We start from the raw sequence: 17,955 nt of genomic DNA, 5'->3' as shown, positions 1-17,955 counted from the left end.
GCCTTAGCGTATGATTTCGAGCAGTTCTTGTTCTGACCCCATTCTGGCTGATTTGGGCGGCGAGAGCAATCGCTATCGATAAGAGGTCATTATCGATAGTGATGTGGCGCCCCCGGAAGACCCGGTGTGAATGAAGCAAAGTGCAAGATAGCTTCAGCAAGTCGAATCGGCTAAAGCGATATCAATGGCTTACGACGTCACCAGTTTGCATCAAGAGAGGCTGGAGACTGGCCGCAAGCGGGTGCGCCGATTTTTGCCTAAGAATTTCAATTGGCAGCGCCAGAGCGAAGGCCGGAACGACGCCCGATGACTCTTTTTGACCTTGACCGTACCAATGCAATCCCGTGGCGCGACCTCGCGGGACCGCTCGTCACCGCAGAGGATTCTTTGGCGCGCCTCGATGAGCGGCTGGCCAGAAGTCCGGTGCGCGAAGGTTTTGTCGCGCGCACGCATTTCTACGACGCCGCCGCCGCGCTGTGGCTCGAGGGCGAGCTTGTCCATGTCGAGGATCTGGTCCTACACGACACCCACATGGACATCCGCACGCCGACCCACGAGCTCACCCGTGCCCATGCGGTGCTGCGGGCACGGCGGCTGATTGTTGCCAACAGGCCGGACTGGGCGCTGAGCCCGAACGGCCTAAGCCAATTGCGCGGGCGTGGCGCTAGCGCCCAGAACGCTTTGCCACCGGAGCGTCATGCGACGGCAGCGGAGGGCGGCGGTGATGAAGAGGCGGGCGAGTCGGCCAACGACGATCTGAACGATGGCCTAGGCGCCGAATTTGCTGCCATCGATGCGCTGCTCGATCGTACGCGCAACGTGCTCGACGGGCTCGCCGCCGCGCCGGTTTCGCGACCGCAACAGGTCCCGACGGACGAAAAAAATCCGCTCGTCTACGATCCCGACTGGGACGAGGAGGAACGGCTGTCGGACTGGCGGGCCATTTTGAACCGGACCACTGGCCAGCCGCCCGTGCTGAGCGCCGCCCTGCTATGGGATGCGTGGGAAACAAAAGAACCGCTGCAGCATCTGCCCTGGCTCGGACATCTGCTCGTCGGCGCCATGCTCAGGCAGGTCCGAAAAACGAGCGCACACCTCGTCTGTCTCAACACCGGGCTGCGCGCCATTCCGCGCGAAAGGCGGCGCGCCCGCGACAGGACGGCGCGGCTGATCGGGTTTCTGGAGGGCGTCACTGAAGCGGCCGTCGCCGGGCTGAAGGAACACGACCGGCTGGTGCTCGCCCGGGAGCAGATGGCTCGGCGCCTGCGCGGCCGGCGGGGGCATTCGAAGCTGCCGCAACTGGTCGAGCTGGTGCTCGCCCGGCCGCTCGTCTCCACGGCGATGATCGAAAAGGAGCTGAAGTTAAGTACACGCGGCGCGCTTAATCTCGTCGCCGAACTCGGCCTGCGCGAGATCACGGGCAGGGGACGTTACCGGGCGTGGGGGATCCTCTGACAGCTCGCGTGTGCGCGGAAAGATCGCCTAGCACGCCGGCGTGCGGCCGGCACCACCGTGCTATTGCGAGTCGCTTCGTCTTGGCAGCGGGAACAGGCTTCCCACTTCATAGCTCGGCAACCCTGACTATCCAGTTTCCTCATCTTCTCTGGCGCGCCAAACCTTCGAACGCATTGATGTGAACCGCGACTACGAGCCGACTTCTTCAACGATATCCGCGCAATTCGCTCGTTTGACGATCGCCAGCTGTTTAGTTCTGCGGCTGTAAGTGCACGTACAGGCTCTCAGCAGTGTCGCTTTCGAGGTCCTAGGGCAATCCGTTACGAACGTTGGGCGAGAAGGCACTTACAGGCGCCGTGGTCGGCGAGGTTGTCCGATTGCGCATTCGAGAGCGGCGGCATCCCATTCCGCGAGGTCGGCAGCGGCGCGATAGGTGCTCTCGAGAAAACCCATGAGCATCGCTTCCGGATCGGCTGCTCCGCGCACCGCGTCATAAGGCAGCAGGAATTCTCCAAGGCTCGCTTCGTAGTATGCGGCGTCGGGAAGGATCTTTGCCGCGGCGAAGCCAGCCGGTGCCGGATAGGCATAGGAATAGAAGGCGGGAAAGTCGACCGCTCCACCGCCCGGCCAAAAGCCAGCCGACGAAACCTCATGACTGTAGGCTTCGCGGGTGATCTCGTCGGGCAGGGCGGGAATGCCACCCGGGTGCAGGGGCGCTCGCCGCCCGGAAAAGCGCGTCACTGCGAGATCGAAGCTCCCCCAGAACAGGTGCACCGGGCTGACCTTGCCGAGATAAGCGGTGCGGAAGGTCTGGAGTACGGCTGTCACCGCTATGCTTGCCTTGAAAAAGCGCGCGACGGCATCGGCATCGTAGGGCCGCTCGGCCCGGTCCTCTGCGAACGGAATCGCGTTCGGGATTTCATTCGGCATGCCGTTCAGCTCCGCCGTCCCGCCGAGGCTGCGAACGAGGTCTAATGCGTGAGCATGGAAGGAAGCGACCGACATCGGCTCGAGCGGAAATCGGGCAGTGCGTCCGTCGGTGGCCGCTCCGACCACCTGATGGTCGACCAGGTCGAGGCTGAGCTCGATCCCGCCAGCTCCATCAGGCACGAGCCCGGTCGTGAAGCCGCGAGCATTAGGATAGAGGGTCGCGTGCCACGAATGGTTCACCCAGGGCGTGCGCGCAAGCCGATATTTCCCTATGATCTGGGAATAAAGATGCAGCGCGGAGCAGGTACCGCGCCAAGGACCATACGGTATGTCCGGCCACCGATCATGGATGCGGTCGTTCATCGGGCTAACCTACCTTCGACAAAGTTGAACAACAATCCGCGAGTGCCCCCTTCGCTCCGGTCACAATACCCGCCCCGTTGAGATAGAGTAGGTCCAAGGCATTGTCAGTTTCGCTTAGGATCGATCCGTTCATTTGGGTTCCCGCTTCAACCACAAGGATGCCGAAATTTGCAAAAGGGCTCTGACCTCCTCGTTGCCGCCCTCGAGAATGAGGGAGTGGATCGGATCTTCGGTGTCCCCGGCGAGGAAAATCTCGACGTCCTGGAGTCGTTGCGCACCTCGCGGATCGAATTGATCACAACGCGGCATGAGCAGGCGGCCGGCTTCATGGCGGCCACGCATGGACGGCTGACCGGGCGGCCCGGCGTTTGCATCTCGACGCTTGGACCAGGCGCGCTCAATTTCTCGACCGCCGCGGCCTATGCCCATCTGGGCGCAATGCCGATGATCATGATCACCGGGCAGAAGCCAATACTTGCAGCCAAGCAGGCCCGTTTTCAGATCGTCGACGTGATCGGATCAATGCGGCCGCTGACCAAGATGACGCGGCAAATTGTCAGCCCGCACAGCATTCCGGCCGTGGTGCGCGATGCTTTCAGGGTTGCTGCGCAAGAGCGTCCAGGGCCAGTTCACCTGGAGCTCCCCGAGGATGTCGCGGCCGAGCAGATCCCGTTGGCTTCACTCATTCCGGTGCATCCGCTTGAACGTCCCATCGCTCATCCCGACGCGATTGATCGTGCGGCGCAGATGATACTGGCGGCCAAGCGTCCGCTGATCATGATCGGCGCGGCCGGAAATCGCCCCCGGCTGGTTGGTTCGCTCTCGGACTTCGTGCGGCGGATGCGCATCCCGTTCTTCAATACGCAGATGGGCAAGGGGGCGGTCGACGGCGGTTCAAACCTCTATGTCGGAACGGCAGCACTTTCCGAGCGCGATTATGTCCATGATGCGATCGAAATTTCGGACCTGATCATCGCCATTGGACACGACACGGTTGAAAAGCCACCATTCCTGATGCGCGACGAGGGCGGCCCGAAAGTTATCCATATCGGGTTTACGTCCGCGACAGTCGAACAGGTGTTCCACCCCGACGCCGAAGTGGTTGGCGACATCGGCACGACCGCGGCCGTGCTCGCCGATCGGCTTGAGGGTCGGCTCAGCCCCGACACGAAGATCATCGAGCTTCGTCAGACGATTCTGTCGCGGATCAACGAGCGCAGCCTGGAGGATCGTTTCCCGATCAAGCCGCAGCGCATCGTACACGACGTCAGAACGGTCATGCCCGAGGACGGCATCGTCTGCCTGGACAACGGCATGTACAAGATCTGGTTCGCCCGCAACTACCGCACCCATCATGCGAACACGTTGCTGCTCGACAACGCGCTCGCGACCATGGGGGCGGGATTGCCGTCGGCGATCATGGCGTCGCTCCTCTATCCCGAGCGCCGCGTGATGGCGGTATGCGGTGACGGCGGCTTCATGATGAACTCCCAGGAACTCGAGACAGCCATTCGCTTGAGGCTTAACCTTGTCGTGATGATCCTCAACGATTCCGCCTACGGCATGATCCGCTGGAAGCAGGCGGTCGACGGATTTCCGGACTTCGGGCTCACATTCGGCAATCCCGACTTCGTCCGCTACGCCGAGTCGTACGGGGCCAGCGGTTCCCGCGTCGGCGCAGCGGAGGAGCTGGTTCCAACGCTGGAGGAAGCCTTCAAGGGAGGCGGCGTCCATCTGGTGGACGTCCCGATCGACTATTCGGAGAATGCCCGCGTCCTCGTCGAAGAGCTGCGCAGGCATTTCGCGGCCAAGGAATCGGAATGAGGCGAACCTATGCTGCCAATCCTGCAAGTCAGCGGAGAAGCCCCTCGCAGGCGGTCCTGCCCCGGCCGCTTTCGCCTCGTAGGAAGAGGCTTCATGAATTGGTTGCAGTCGAAGCATCAATGCAATGTCGGGAAATGGCGCCCAGTGTGCCCTTTGCCAAGGTGCACTTCATCGGGCACCGCCAACCGGCAATTCTCAAACCGAATCCTTAGTAGCGCTTTCTGGTGAGACGCTACAATTCCCAGGCTCGCGTCGAGCGCTACGGCTGCGGAGGGCGGCACGGAGACGAACCATGTGTCCGGCGGGAACATGGCTGTTCATGACCCTACCACCGGGTTTGCGACAGAGCCGACGAAATGTCCCGGATCAGCAAGTCGCAGAGGGGTCAGCTCTCATTCGCAACATCCTGTCCCGCATATTCCACCTGTTCATCGAAGTCCGGCCGGCCCTCGGGCATCAGGTCCATCATGTTCCACAGCGGCTCGATCGTGCCCTGCTGGCGCGGATCCTGGCCAGGATCGGACTCGGCGTACATCATTTCGGACGACCAGAAATGGCGGATACCATCTGGCGTCTTCTGGAAGACATGGGTCATCGGGGCGAGTTGCCCGTCCTCAAACAGTGCGTTGAAATCCTGCTTGAACGTTGTGCCGACAGCCGAAAGCATGTCGAGGTTCCTCCAGCCGCGCTGGTCTGCAAAAGCCTGTGCGCGCTCCACGGGCGCTTGCGTGACCACCGCAAAATTGAAGCCGGCGGCACAGAAATGGTGCGCCGCGCCGTTCAACTGGTCGAGCAAACCCGTGCAGGAAGGGCATGGCGTTTCCTCACGAGGCAGGTCGGCAAAAAGGCCGGTCGAGGGCTGCGGCCGATCGTCCAGCGCGTGGCGTGGGAACATCATGTTGTAAATCAACAGCGATGTCGTGCCTGGTGCAAACAGGTCCGACAGCCTCACCTTCTGCGGCTTGCCGTCCGCGCCGATTCGCTCGAACTGATAATCCATCTCGACCAACGGCCCAGGCGGCTGAGCACGTCGCTCGGCGGCTACTGCCTCCATCTGCCGGCGCAGCGCGATTTCGGATTGCAAGAGCCTGTCGCGCGCGGCGCGATAGTCGGCGCTCTCGCCCTTGAAGGTGACACCCATGACTCGACCTCCCGTGCTCGCCTCCCGCATCGGCTGATCCACCATACTCGAAGATTATGATTAGGTACGATGCCGGCCGTTGAGCAGCCGCAGGCTCCTGCCAGACACTGACGCCGTAGACCGACGACCAGAAACTCCGGCATCCCTCGTTCAAGGGCGTCAGAGAACGCGCGGATGAAGCGACGGTGTATTCTTTAGAAAAGTGAGAGGGAGTCGTCAGAGCGACCATGCCCTATGAAAGCGCCTTCCGTGCAGTGCAGCTGGCCTGGACTCCTAATCTTGTGCATGTGCTTTCCCGTTCAACATGGATGAAGTCATGCCTTGGCTAAAAGAATTGAGAAATTCGTGAGACCTGGCAGGGTCACTTTCTCTTGATCAGTCCGCCTTTCAATCGAGGCCGGACTCTAATCTCAGATGGGAGGAAATTGCCCGTGGCCAGGCTGGAGCGCCGCTGCACATCGCCGTTGCGGCTTCGGCAAAAGGGGGAAAATCTGATGACAGAAAGCATTGCGAAACTCGAAATCCAGCATCAATACGCCAATCATCCGCTGTTCATAGTTCTTACTGAATGCTGCAACATGACCCTGGACCCAGGCCACGAAGATACTCCCCAATGTGATCGATGGTAGAGGCGACTTGGAGGGGATCCCGTCCGACAATCGGTGGCGCGTGTTTTCCTCAGTTCTCGTTCGCCATCTCAAGATAGCGGCAAAACGCGTTTGCGAGTTGCATCTGCCGTGGCGTGCGGCACCTTGCTTCAAATAACGAAGGCGATGCCACGAGGATGCAGAGACATTTTGCGCGAGATGTCGCTACATTCAACCTGTTTGGTGAGTACAAGAACTCCATTCCGCGCGGCGCGTCGGTGTAGCTCGATGTCGTCATGGAGTAGATAACGATGGGCGCTTCCTGGCCCTGGAACTTATCGACCGTGCCGACTCGTGCCCCAGGCAATCGATCTTGAAGCTCGAAAACCTGAGCATTGTAGGGCGCAATGATTAGGATATCCGAGAGCGTCAAAGGCCGTTCGACATTATTCCTGTCGATCCAGGTCGCGCCGGAGCCAAGAATCTCCGCGACCATCGCGTGCACACAAGTTGCTTCCTCAGGCGAACTGCTTTGGTTGCCTTCGGTAGAAACAGCCACGTAGCAAAGGCCAGTGCCGGAAAAACGGCTGGTCGAAATAATCTGCTGACGCTCCAACCCAGCACGGGGGCGAAGTCGCCCGCCGTAGAAGAGTTCTGAGGTGTACGATCCGGGTGCAGCCGCCACGTCTCGGCCAGAAATAAGCCCCTAGATGACCTGACGGTCTGTTCTCCGTGAAGGAGGTGATGCAGGGCGGAGACATCGGTACCTTCGGGATGGCTGCCCTGCATTGGTTGTTCAAGTTGCTGCGGGTCGCCGAGCAGCACTACGCTCTTTGCTGCCTGACAGACCGCCAGGACATTCGCGAGTGACATCTGGGCTGCTTCATCGATAAAGAGCACGTCCACCGCGCCGGTCGCCTCCGGTGAAGCCCATAGCCAGGCAGTCGCTCCAGCAACGTTGCAGCCGTTGCTAATTGCGTCCAGCAGCGCGGCATTGTTCTTGGCAAAACGCAACCGTGGCTGGTCATCCTCTATCTCGGAAGGCTTTTGGATGCATTGCACGCCGATGCCCATCTCGTCGGCCGCTTTCACGACCTCATCAAGAAGATTGCGGATAACCTTATGGCTGTTGGCGGTAATGCCAACCCTTCGCCCGGCGGCCACGAGCGCGCAGATCATCCTCGCGCCAGTATGGGTCTTGCCAGCGCCGGGCGGCCCTTGAATCGGAAATACGCCTCCCTCCAGAGCTGGCGCGATCCGAAGTGCAGCGTTGAGTGTTGTCTCGCCCTCCACTTGTATAGGCTCTCCGCCTGTTCGGGGCGGCAGGCGCATGGGGAGGTCGCGTGCGGCAAGGTGCGGCCCGTCACCTTCCATGCCGTGATCCGCGACATACTCGCCTATCTGAAACAGCGCGTCGGCTAGAATGTCGGCGTCAATGACTTTGTGAGCGAAGACCGCATCGGCGTGGATTTCGGCACTGTCACCGCGCTTCTTGATGTCGATCCATCGCTCTTCTAACGAAATGTCGTCGACGGAGCCGAATTTCGCGCCGCCTACATTGTGGAGATTTTCGCCGCCGCGGAATTCAGTCTCCTGCGGCTGAAAGCTATAACGATGAATGGGAGCCTTCGCTGTTCCACCAGTGGCGGCAACGAAGGTTAGACCAGACAGTGCCGCGCGTTCGTCAAGCAGATCGTCTGCCGCCAGGTCAGACAAACGAAAATACTCCCACCAAAGCGCCTTCTGCTCACGCCGGTGCCAGTCGAGCGAATATGCAAGCAGCCACCGCCCATGCTGCTCCGCCGTTCGCTCTGCGGCGTCGGCCGGTACCCCCTCCGTCAGGCGCGCAATTAGGGTGTTGACCTTTTCCTGCCGTTCGCCGAGCTCTTCACTTGGCTCACCCGCCGGCACCGCCGGGCGAGGGACCGCGATGCCCTGTTCGATCAACGATGTCCGGCTGCTCTCGAGCCAGTCCCGAAGCCCCAGCGTCGAGAGGCAATCATCGCGATTGTACCCTGCCACCACGTCGCGCTCAGCTGCTTCGATAAAATTGAGATCGCCCAGTTCCAGGCATGCCTGCACCTTGGCGAGCGCCTTGTTGGCATCCGACAGCGCTGTTTCCCGCACGTACCCGTAGAGGGGTTCGAGCTTCTTGATTGAATAGCTCTCAACGCTTGCCCGCAGGCCGTTTCGCACGACACCATAAAGATCAACGAAACGCCTTGAGCGGAGGAGGAAGTCAATTTCCTCCTGCCTGCTCGCGTAGCGTCCCATTAACCGCTTCAGTGCAGCCGGTTCATACGGTGCGTAATGGTAGATGTGGAGGTTAGGATATGTCCCCAGCCGCGCTATCACGAAATCTACGAAGCGCTCGAACGTTGCCTTTTCCGCTTCACGCGAAAACGACCAGTCCGCCGTGTAGGCGATTGAGCCGTCGTCCTTTAGGAATGCGTACCCGAACAAATACTCAAGCCCGCCTTCGCCAACGAACGGATCACCCTCCAGGTCGAAAAAAATGTCGCCCGGAGATGATTCTGGTAGGCAGGCGAGGCCGAATCCAGGCACGACTGCCAACAGTTCATGCAGCAGCGTGCCCGCTTCCCGACCCTCAACCTGGATCCGCGCCTGCTCGCGGATGCGCCCGTAGGACTGAGCTGCGCCACGTGAGGGCTTCCAAGTTAGCGGCACGGGCATCGCGGCAAGCGCGGCCGTAATTTGCACGCCCTGCCGCTTAAGTTCCTCAATCTGCACCTTCGTCGCTCCAGCAACGAGGCAGAGATTGTCATCCGCTCGACGTCGGGCGTCACATCGCTTTTGCCAGCGGCAAATATCGCAATGCTCCAGCGGATCGGGGTAAATCTCTTGTCCGTCGAGAGCGCCGACCGCCGCCGCCAGGTCGTCGCGGACGTGCCGGAAATACGCGCCATAGTCGTCCACGCGATAGGCCTGCGGTTCATAGTTCGACCACGGCGCTACGACATAACAAAAAGCGGGTCGCAATCCTTGAACACTGGAGACCAGGTCAGAGTAGAGGCAAAGCTGCAGAACGGTGCCGCCCTTGGTTTCCCGCGCAAGCTTCGTGTCAATCACCTCATAGGACCATGAGCCGAGGTCGGAAGGGATATCGATCCGCCGCAATATGTCCGTGCGCCCGATCCAATTGCCGGACCGGAAGGCGCCCTGCACTATGATCTCGGCACCGCCTTCCATTGCCTCGCGTGTTTGCGCGACCGCTCCGTCATCGACACCTATTCCCTCGACAACGGTGACAGCAAATCCGTTAGCCTTGAGGTGATCGACATAGCCCTGCTCATGACGGGCGCCACGCTCCCAAAGGATCTGAAGCAGTGGGTCCCACACCTTGGGCTTTGCGAGCGTGCCCTTGGCGACCGCCACGTCAAGCTCCGTCAGATGACGGCAGTTTAGGTGCCCGACGAGATCAGATGCACTAAGTAAAAAGGCGTCGCCCGCCATTTTCATCTAATTTTGACCAAAACTAATCTAGGCTTCTCTCGCGCGGAGAAAGCTATTGAATTTATCGTAACGCGTCCGAAGATTCGGTTCAAACATAAGCCCAAGATATACCCCCAAAAAATCCTTGCGGAGTTGAGCCTATGATCATAGCGAATATTAAACGAGCGATGATTCTTGCTGACCGAACAGCACTCGTTGGAGTCGCCCTTGCCGACGGTTTATTTGAAGGATGTCGTAGCGACCCCTGCGGCCCTTCTTGTAGTCGGCCGTCAGAGCATTCCAGTGCGGATAGCCCAGTTGCTGGGCGGTCATCTCGAGCGCGATGATGTGTTTGATGCATCGGGCGCGCGCGAGCTTTTTGGCGAAGGTCTTAATGGTGTCGAGGGATTCAATCGCAGCCATGATCCATTCCTGATAGCAACGGATCCGACCAATTGCCCACCGCTAGTCAAATCCGCCCAACCGGGAACGGTCTCAAAGCTGACCAGGTTCGTCGCACTGCCATGAGCTTCGCATGGTGGGCACACGGGCCTGTGCGCAGAGGCGATCGTTACTGTGGGCTGTTGCGGATTTGACGTCAAGGTAGGGAGCCGGAGCCCGGTGGTTTATCCACTTAGGGGCGTTGGCGCCTCGTCGATGGCGTCGGACGGCACACCGCTCAATGAAGAGCGGCAGGACCAATCCCTACGCCAGCGGAACCCCATGATCCATAGAAGAGGGGCTCGCGTTGAAAGCCCGCTAAACAACGCCAAGCCGAAAACCTAACGGAAACAGATAGATCTGGTTATCCGCATATTCGTATGGTTCGGTAGCGGATGCGCGAGGCCCCGGAACCTCTCGTCGCCTTCCGCCAGCATCTTGCCGAGCTGATGGGCGATGCCTCGCGCATGCCGACCGACCTTGAGGTGGCAGAAGCGTTTGTGCGGCGCAGGGCGTATGGCGTGATGCCGACGCCGCGACTGCGTTATATCCTGGAGCAAATTGAGTACGGGACTCGCACGCGATTCGACGAGGTGACGGTGGCAACGACCAATCTCACTGTCGAGCACGTAATGCCGCGCAAATGGGCGACACACTGGCCGCTGGCGAACGGCTCTTCGGTGCCGGTTGAATCGTCCTTTGAGGCAACAGTCGGGAACCATGTTCTCACCGACGAGCAGAAGGCGCAGATGGACGCGCGGCAAAGGGCGATTGATACGCTCGGCAATCTGACGCTTCTCACCGAGGCCCTAAACCCCAGCATCGGCAATGGCAAATGGGCAGCAAAGCGCGAGAAGATCGCGAAGTCGTTGCTCGCGCTGAATCGCGAGATCGCAACAGTTGAAGCCTGGTCGGAGCCTGAGATTGCTGCCCGAGCTGGAAGGCTTGCCGCGACATCCAACAGGGTTTGGCCCAGCGCCTGAAGCAAAGGCGGCAGCCCGGAAACCGGGCTGCCGCGTGCCCCGGTCAACCGAGCCTGAAGCTCGGAGCGGCGAGAGCCCTGCGGATATTCTGAACGTTCGCGTGAGCGTTCCGCAGTTCCGTCGACCCCGCCGAAAGTATCGGCAGTTCGGCTGCTATCCTGCGAAGCAGCATCATCAGCTCTGGACGCATCAGCTGCGAAAGCTCGGCTTGTGATGACCGCCGCTGCCTTCGTACGGGCCGGTTCACGCGCCCCGGCAGCGGGCTGCACCGCTTGCGGCTGGAACGGAGCCGAGGTGTGCAATGCACTTGCGGCCCTTAGCTGACGAGGGTGCGAAAGAGCCGAGAGAAGAAGGACGTGCGGGACGCGCGCACGAAGGAGGAAAAGGGTGAATTTCATAAGGTAGAAAGCCGAGTTGCAGATCGCGGTTTTCGCGACTGGTGATATACTTCCGGCAATCCAGTACGGGGTGCTGTAAGAACAGACGGGCTTGGGGGAATAGCGTGAGCGAGGGAGAACAGTAAGAAGATGAGCCGCAGAGCAATCTCGTGCGGCTACAGGGCCACCTGAAGGTAGGAAGCCTTGCGGCAGAATTGGTTGCCGCCCGCATCGCAGCTGGCGATGGCGACCCGCGCCCGCCCTTGCGCAAGGCAATGCTCGACCGAATTGACGCGCTGACGGCCAAGCATGACCCTGTGTAAAATCAATAAGCTTGAGATTCAGGGATTCAGGGCGTTCGGCCGAAACCCGCAGACGCTTGAATTCCCCTCACTGCTGGCAGCGATCTGGGGGCCGAACAGCCAGGGCAAGACGAGCCTTGCCGAGGCGGTCGAGTTCCTGCTGACCGGTGAAATCGTCCGCCGCGCCCTGATGGCGAGCGGGCAGGATGAGTTTGCCGATTCCTTACAGAACGCGCATCTCCCCGCAGGGGCGGAGGTGTTCGTTCAGGCGACCATCCTGGGAATGGACGGCAAGGAGTATGTCGTCAGGCGCACGCTCACAACCGACTATGGCAAAAAGCAGGAATGTACGACGGCGCTGACCGTCGACGGCGCGCCGTCGAAGGAGGGAGGGCTTGCGGCGCTCGGCATCCGGTTGTCGCAGCCGCCGCTGCGCGCGCCGGTCCTTGCGCAACATACGCTCGGCTACGTGTTCTCGGCCCGGCCCCAGGACCGGGCGAGCTACTTCAAGGCACTGCTTGAAGTGACCGATCTTGACGAGTTTCGCAGCCAGGTGGCAGCGCTCGAAAAGGAGATCGCCGCGCCTGAAAACCCGCTTCTGGCAAAGTTCACGCTCGCGGCATCAGTGCCGGGGGCGGCGCAGCATTTGAAGCCGTTTCTTTTGAAAGTGCCGAGCGAGGTTGAGCTTACGGCATCGTTTTCCGCGGCCTTTAAGGGCCTCATCGAAGCGAATGGTGAAGCCGCGCCGCCCGGCGATGATGAACGGAAGGCGCGTGTCGTTGCGCTGCTTGCGGAGAAGCAGGCGAAGACGTTCCCGCTCAAAGGGTTTGGCCGCAAGGCGTTGTCAGCATGGACAGCGCCCGCGCCCGAAAAGTTTGAAAGCCTGCATCGTTTCGTGGAGGAGCGCGCGAAGGTCGATGCGGAAGTGCGCCGCCTTGCGAACTTGTTTCGCGAGGCGCTCGCCCTGCCTGCCGTGCATGAGGCAGAGCATCCTGTCGACTGCCCGCTTTGCGGGGCCGACGACACATTGACCCCGGAGCGGATTGCGCTGCTCCGTGAGCGCGTGGCCGACACCGAAGCCTTTCAGAAGGCGTTGAAGGAAGCCCGTGAAATCCTTGGTCCGATGGCAACAGGGTTATCCAATCTTGCGACCGCGCTCGGCGAGGCACTGCCGATCTTCATCACCAATCCCTCGAAGTTCCGGCGGGCACGCGGGTTTCGGGTTGAGCGCATCCGCGAGCTGCTTGGGGCGGATGCGAATGCCGACATATCAGGATGGCTTTCTTCGCTGCGGACGCTTGCTCGCGCGAGGGGCCGCGTCATGCCGGTGATCCGCATGACGAGCGGGCTTGTGGAGAACTGCGCCGCGGACATGGACAGGTTTGACGAGTGCGCGTCCATCGAAAAGGGATACGGCGCAATCGCGGAGGCTAATGCCGATTTTGCGGCGGCGCTTGCGGCATACGGCACGTCCGAGGAGAAGGTTCGAGCAGGTTTGCAACCCATCGTCGACGCGCAGAGCGAGACGGCGGGATGGCAGGAGCTTATCGAGCTTGCGGGCGGCCCCGCAGCGCTGCGATCGGCGATGATCGAGCGTACCGCATATGCGGAAGCCGCGAAGGAGCTCGCGCAAGCCATCAAGCAGATCGACAAGGGGAACGAGACCGTCCTTGACGAGAAATTCGGCGATCTCAGCGACGGCGTTCAGAAATGGTGGGATATTCTCAGGCCCGAAGAGCCCAGCTTCTTCGATGGCGTAAAGCAGCGGCCCGGCGCGCGCCGCACCATTGATTTCAAGGCGGGCCTGTCGATTGCTCCTGATCGGAGCAGCCCGCAGTTTCGCGACGTCGTCGCCGTCTTCAGCATGTCGCAGCTTCACTGTCTTGGCCTTGCGCTGTTCCTTGCCCGCGCGGTGAACGAGAAGGCAGGATTCGTCGTGCTGGACGACCCCATCCTGTCAAGCGACGAGGATTATCGCGCCTTCTTCAACGCCCTGGTGATCGAGGAGCTCATCAGTCTCGGGATGCAGGTGATCGTGCTGACGCAAGATCAAAAAACATGGAAGGACTTAGGCGAGCGGTATCTTCATCAAGGCATCGGCCTCTTCCAGATCGACCTGCGAAGCCCGGCAGATGGTGCGGCGGTCGCCAACACCGCCGATGACCTTGAGACGAAATTCATGAAAGCCGAAATTCTCGTGCGCGGCGGTCATCCAAGCCTGCACAAGCAGGGCGGTGAGGTGATACGCGACGCCGCCGAGCGGTTTTGCAAGGAGATGCTTATCAAGGAACGGCGGGCGAAGGGCGACGCGGCCGCTTCACTCAACGACTACAGCCTCAAGAATCTCGGTCATCTCGCGCCGTTGGTCGAGCCGCTTCTGACCCTCGACCCGTCGCACCCCGGAAAGCTGCGCGCGATGGGCGGCGCGCTGAACCCCGCGAAGCACGATGACGCTATCCCGGCGGCTGGCGTTTTGAAGGTCGCGCTTGGCGATCTTCGGTTTCTCAAGAAGACCTATCTTTGAAGAACTGACGGCGTGAACCGTCAGTGCAACGTTAAGTTCTCTTCGCCATCGCCACCTTCCATGGGCTCGGCATACCAAAGCACTTCCAGAACCTCTTTCCAGAACGACTCCCACTCGGTTCCTTCCGCCGCCGCCATGTACATAGAGATTGTCGCATCCGCAGCCAGAACGCTGAACGATGCGGCTAGCGATCTCGGCGGCATCGCTGTGATCTACACGGAAAGCGTCATATTGCATCTACACGGAAAGCGTCATATTGCCGGATTACCACAACGGTGCATTCACCGCGCCTGTCTGTGCTATCAGTCGAGCACGTTGCTCTTCCGCAAAACGGCACCGTCATTATGCGGCACAAGACGGTATAGAAGCTTTTTGATTGGTCGGACTTCAGTTGGCGTGATGCAATGAGATCATGTTTAGGCAAAAACAAACCCTCCTATGCTCCGCACTAGGAGGGTTGATTGCTACGCCCGTTTCGTTGCCGATCGGCCGCATCCCCATTCGGGAAACCACCTTGCCCGGCAAGGCAGGTTGGCGAGGGCGAGCCCTCCTCTTGATGCAAGCCAGACGGTGATCGATGAATGCGTCCGTGGCAACTGACAGCTCAAATAAGTGGTTCATCAAAGGGTGGTTAAATAGGATTGCTACTTTTCATTTTGAGCTAGTGCGGTAAGCTGGGCGCATTGAAGTATACCCAAAAATGGCCAATGCCATTCTATGCACCAAAGCCGGCGGCATCTGACCAGGCGCGCTGTCAGTCGGGTTCGCCGGCATGGTACAGGGCCTCGTAGTCGCGGCCGCCGTAAAACACGTTGGTGATCTCGACGTTGTCGGTCACGCGGTAGGCGATGATTGTGTTTCGGCGTGGAATAAGGACCCTGTTTCAGGGGTGATCGGCATCCAAAAAGAACCCCTGTAACGCAGGGGCTTCAGACTGCCTCCGATTTTAATCGGAGGCATTTGTTTTGGATGTTGGTTGTGGAGACGATTGCGAAGATACGCCGGCTGTCGCTGGTCCAGGGGAAGTCGATCAAGGAGATCTGCCGCGAGTTGCGCATCTCGCGGAAGGTAGTGCGCAAGGTGCTGCGCTCCGACGCGACGGAGTTCCGTTACGAGCGCGAGCACCAGCCGATGCCGAAGATCGGTCCCTGGAGGAACGAGCTCGACCGCCTTCTTGCGGCCAACCACGGCAAGGTGGCCCGCGAACGGCTGACGCTGATCCGGATTTACGAAGAGCTTCGCGAGCGGGGATATGACGGCAGCTACGACGCCGTCCGCCGATACGCGAAGAGCCGGGCGAAGGCGCAGGGGTCGGCGACGGCGGACGCCTATGTGCCGCTGTTCTTCGCGCCGGGCGAGGTCTACCAGTTCGACTGGAGCCACGAGATCGTCCTGATCAACGGCGTGACAGTGACCGTGAAGGTCGCCCATGTCCGGCTCTGCCACAGCCGCATGATGTTCGTCAGGGCCTATCCGCGGGAGACGCAGGAGATGGTGTTCGACGCCCACGACCGGGCCTTCGCCTTCTTCGGGGGCGCCTGCACGCGCGGCATCTACGACAACATGAAGACGGCGGTGGAAACGATCTTCGTTGGCAAGGACCGCCAATACAATCGCCGCTTCCTGCAGATGTGCAGCCATTATCTGGTGCAGCCGGTCGCCTGCACGCCGGCATCGGGCTGGGAGAAGGGTCAGGTCGAGAACCAGGTCGGGCTGGTGCGCGAGCGCTTCTTCACGCCCAGGCTGCGCTTCAAGACCTATGAGGAGCTGAACGCCTGGCTGCAAGACAAGTGCGTCGCCTACGCCAAGGCGCATCGTCACGTCGAGCAACCGGAACGAACGATCTGGAACGTGTTCGAGGAGGAGCGTGGCAAGCTGGTTGAATACCGCGGTTCCTTCGACGGGTTCCATACTGTGCCGGCCTCGGTGTCGAAGACCTGCACGGTGCGCTTCGACAACAACAAATACTCGGTCCTGTCGACGGCCGTCGGCCGCCCGGTCGAGATCCATGCCTATGCCGGCAAGATCGTCATCCGCCAGGACGGCGTGGTCGTCGCCGAACATGCCCGCTCCTTCGGGCGCGGCGACACGATCTACGATCCCTGGCATTACATGCCGGTCCTTGCCCGCAAGCCCGGTGCACTGCGCAACGGCGCGCCGTTCCAGGGCTGGGTTCTGCCGTCGGCGATGGAGCGTATCCGACGCAGATTGAAGGCGGCGCATGACGGCGACCGGCAGGTGGTGTCGATCCTGGCTGCGGTGTTGACCGACGGCATCGATGCCGTGGAGGCTGCCTGTCAGGAAGCGATCGACCAGAACGTCTGCTCCGCCGCCATCATCATCAACATACTGGCACGGCGGCGCGATCCGGCGCCGGCCGTCACCATTCTCACCCCGGACGCACTTCGCCTGCAACACGAGCCGCAGGCCGACTGCGCCCGCTACGACAGCCTCAGGAGGGCAAGCTGATGGAACGCACGCAGGTTCTGGAACTAATGGGGACGCTGAAGCTCTACGGGATGCGCGGCGCCTATGACGAGGTCATGGCGATAGGCATCAAGCGCCAGCATGAGCCGCCGAGGATCGTCGGCGATCTGCTGTCGGCCGAGATCGCCGAGAAGCAGGCCCGCTCCATCAAATACCAGCTCACTGTCGCCAAGCTGCCGATCGCCAAGGATATCGATGAGTTCGACTTCGACGGTACGCCGGTCAACGAGGTACTGGTCCGGGACCTTGCCAACGGCACCTTCGTCGCCGACCAGCGCAACGCCGTGCTCATCGGCGGCACCGATCCCACGACATAATGCACACCTCGCTATGTTATTGAAAAAGCTGGATCTGCTGATCCTGTGATTGTGATAATGGACTGTGTCCGCTCCTGCCGGAATGGTGCTGGATATCGAGTTGCTCGATATGTTCATGACGGATGATCCAGGGCGTACCCTTGCAATACTGCTCGGCCTTCAGATCGCCGGCGCGGATCATGCGCAGCACGGTCATTGGCCGCAGGCCGAGCTTCGCAGCCGTTTCCTGCAATGTATGCTCGCCGCGCTCCGACCGTTCGTCCTTTTTGTAGACGGCGATGTCGTGCTGGTTGCGGAAAGTGCAGACACGGGACTGCGTCCATCCGTTCAGACGACCCGTGGTTTTGCCGAGCCGGTTGAGAAGCGATGCGATCGCTCTATCCGGCAATTGGCGTGCCAGGGCACGGATCAGGTCCTCGATGTCCGGCGGGGCGCCCCAACGGTGATGGCCTGCCTTGTTCTTCCTGACCGAAAGCGCGGTATGGTCGCCGCCCTGCCAATGCACCAGCATTTTGATGTGGTCGTCTTCGATGGCGACGACAATCTCGCGGATCACGGCACGGATGATCCGCTTGCGCGTGGTGGCGGTGGCGTTGGCATGATGCCATGCCAGTTCGAGATCGGCGCCCATGCGCAGCAGGCTCCGCCGTTCCTCTTCTCCCAGAGCTTCAGGCTTGTGGCGGTCGAGCGCGTCAAGCTCGTCCTGACGCTCGCGGACGGCTACGAGCGCGGCATTCCAGCGTCGCTCCAGTTCGCCTGCTACAAGCCGGT

General features: G+C 60.6%; 11 protein-coding genes, 3 pseudogenes and 1 riboswitch. Of the genes and pseudogenes, 6 read left to right on the top strand and 8 right to left on the bottom strand.

The features are described from left to right. Positions 1 to 306: 306 nt before the first annotated feature. Positions 307 to 1,455, top strand: coding sequence for an RHE_PE00001 family protein (locus NKI17_RS35580; RefSeq protein WP_352907785.1), 1,149 nt, complete (start codon positions 307 to 309; stop codon positions 1,453 to 1,455). Positions 1,456 to 1,800: 345 nt separating this feature from the next. On the opposite strand, the gene NKI17_RS35575 is transcribed toward NKI17_RS35580, so the two are convergent. Then, positions 1,801 to 2,748 carry a DUF5996 family protein gene (locus NKI17_RS35575; protein WP_352516988.1) on the bottom strand — a complete coding sequence of 316 codons (948 nt, stop codon included), beginning with the start codon at positions 2,746 to 2,748 and terminating at the stop codon, positions 1,801 to 1,803. 168 nt (positions 2,749 to 2,916) lie between these two features. Between NKI17_RS35575 and NKI17_RS35570 the strand changes: the two genes are divergently transcribed. Then, positions 2,917 to 4,572, top strand: coding sequence for an acetolactate synthase large subunit (locus tag NKI17_RS35570; RefSeq protein WP_352907783.1), 1,656 nt, complete (start codon positions 2,917 to 2,919; stop codon positions 4,570 to 4,572). A gap of 385 nt (positions 4,573 to 4,957) precedes the next feature. Here the strand turns inward: NKI17_RS35570 and NKI17_RS35565 are convergent, their stop codons facing one another. From NKI17_RS35565 to NKI17_RS35545, 5 genes and pseudogenes are all read right to left on the bottom strand, one after another. After that, on the bottom strand, positions 4,958 to 5,713 hold the full coding sequence (locus NKI17_RS35565) for a DUF899 family protein (protein WP_352907781.1): 756 nt from the start codon (positions 5,711 to 5,713) through the stop codon (positions 4,958 to 4,960). Between the two features lie 410 nt (positions 5,714 to 6,123). Next, entirely contained in the window at positions 6,124 to 6,312 is a 189-nt protein-coding gene (locus NKI17_RS35560; protein ID WP_352907780.1) for a hypothetical protein, read from the bottom strand. 79 nt (positions 6,313 to 6,391) lie between these two features. Then, the gene (locus tag NKI17_RS35555) at positions 6,392 to 6,985 is read right to left on the bottom strand and encodes a DEAD/DEAH box helicase (RefSeq protein ID WP_352907778.1); all 594 of its coding nucleotides are present in this window, start codon (positions 6,983 to 6,985) and stop codon (positions 6,392 to 6,394) included. Between the two features lie 155 nt (positions 6,986 to 7,140). Beyond that, positions 7,141 to 9,774 (bottom strand): annotated as a pseudogene (locus NKI17_RS35550) (TM0106 family RecB-like putative nuclease); the annotation flags it as partial. A gap of 156 nt (positions 9,775 to 9,930) precedes the next feature. Next, a complete protein-coding gene (locus NKI17_RS35545; RefSeq protein ID WP_352907777.1) occupies positions 9,931 to 10,176 on the bottom strand; it encodes a glyoxalase superfamily protein in 246 nt (81 codons plus the stop codon). A 413-nt stretch (positions 10,177 to 10,589) separates the two neighbouring features. On the opposite strand from NKI17_RS35545, the gene NKI17_RS35540 reads away from it, so the two are divergent. Together NKI17_RS35540 and NKI17_RS35535 are read left to right on the top strand one after the other, a co-directional pair. Beyond that, complete coding sequence (locus NKI17_RS35540; RefSeq protein ID WP_352907775.1) at positions 10,590 to 11,177, top strand: HNH endonuclease family protein; 588 nt, start codon at positions 10,590 to 10,592, stop codon at positions 11,175 to 11,177. Positions 11,178 to 11,863: 686 nt separating this feature from the next. Further along, positions 11,864 to 14,380: an AAA family ATPase gene (locus NKI17_RS35535; RefSeq protein WP_352907773.1), complete on the top strand. Its 2,517-nt coding sequence runs from the start codon at positions 11,864 to 11,866 to the stop codon at positions 14,378 to 14,380. A gap of 20 nt (positions 14,381 to 14,400) precedes the next feature. On the opposite strand, the gene NKI17_RS35530 is transcribed toward NKI17_RS35535, so the two are convergent. After that, on the bottom strand, positions 14,401 to 14,583 hold the full coding sequence (locus tag NKI17_RS35530; RefSeq protein WP_352907771.1) for a hypothetical protein: 183 nt from the start codon (positions 14,581 to 14,583) through the stop codon (positions 14,401 to 14,403). A 261-nt stretch (positions 14,584 to 14,844) separates the two neighbouring features. Further along, positions 14,845 to 14,945, bottom strand: a riboswitch (SAM-I-IV-variant riboswitch). Between the two features lie 404 nt (positions 14,946 to 15,349). On the opposite strand from NKI17_RS35530, the pseudogene istA reads away from it, so the two are divergent. Beyond that, positions 15,350 to 16,916, top strand: a pseudogene (istA, locus tag NKI17_RS35525) (IS21 family transposase). Beyond that, a pseudogene (locus NKI17_RS35520) lies at positions 16,849 to 17,169 on the top strand (ATP-binding protein); the annotation flags it as partial. The pseudogenes istA and NKI17_RS35520, both read left to right, overlap by 68 nt. Before the next feature lie 31 nt (positions 17,170 to 17,200). Here NKI17_RS35520 and NKI17_RS35515 read toward each other — a convergent pair. Then, a partial coding sequence (locus tag NKI17_RS35515) for a helix-turn-helix domain-containing protein (protein ID WP_352907770.1) occupies positions 17,201 to 17,955 on the bottom strand: 755 nt, incomplete at its 5' end.

It is taken from the genome of Mesorhizobium sp. M0816, assembly GCF_040320005.1.
Taxonomy (GTDB): Bacteria; Pseudomonadota; Alphaproteobacteria; order Rhizobiales; family Rhizobiaceae; genus Mesorhizobium.
Note: the sequence above shows the minus strand (reverse complement) of the source record. Positions and strands in the feature narration are given on the sequence as shown.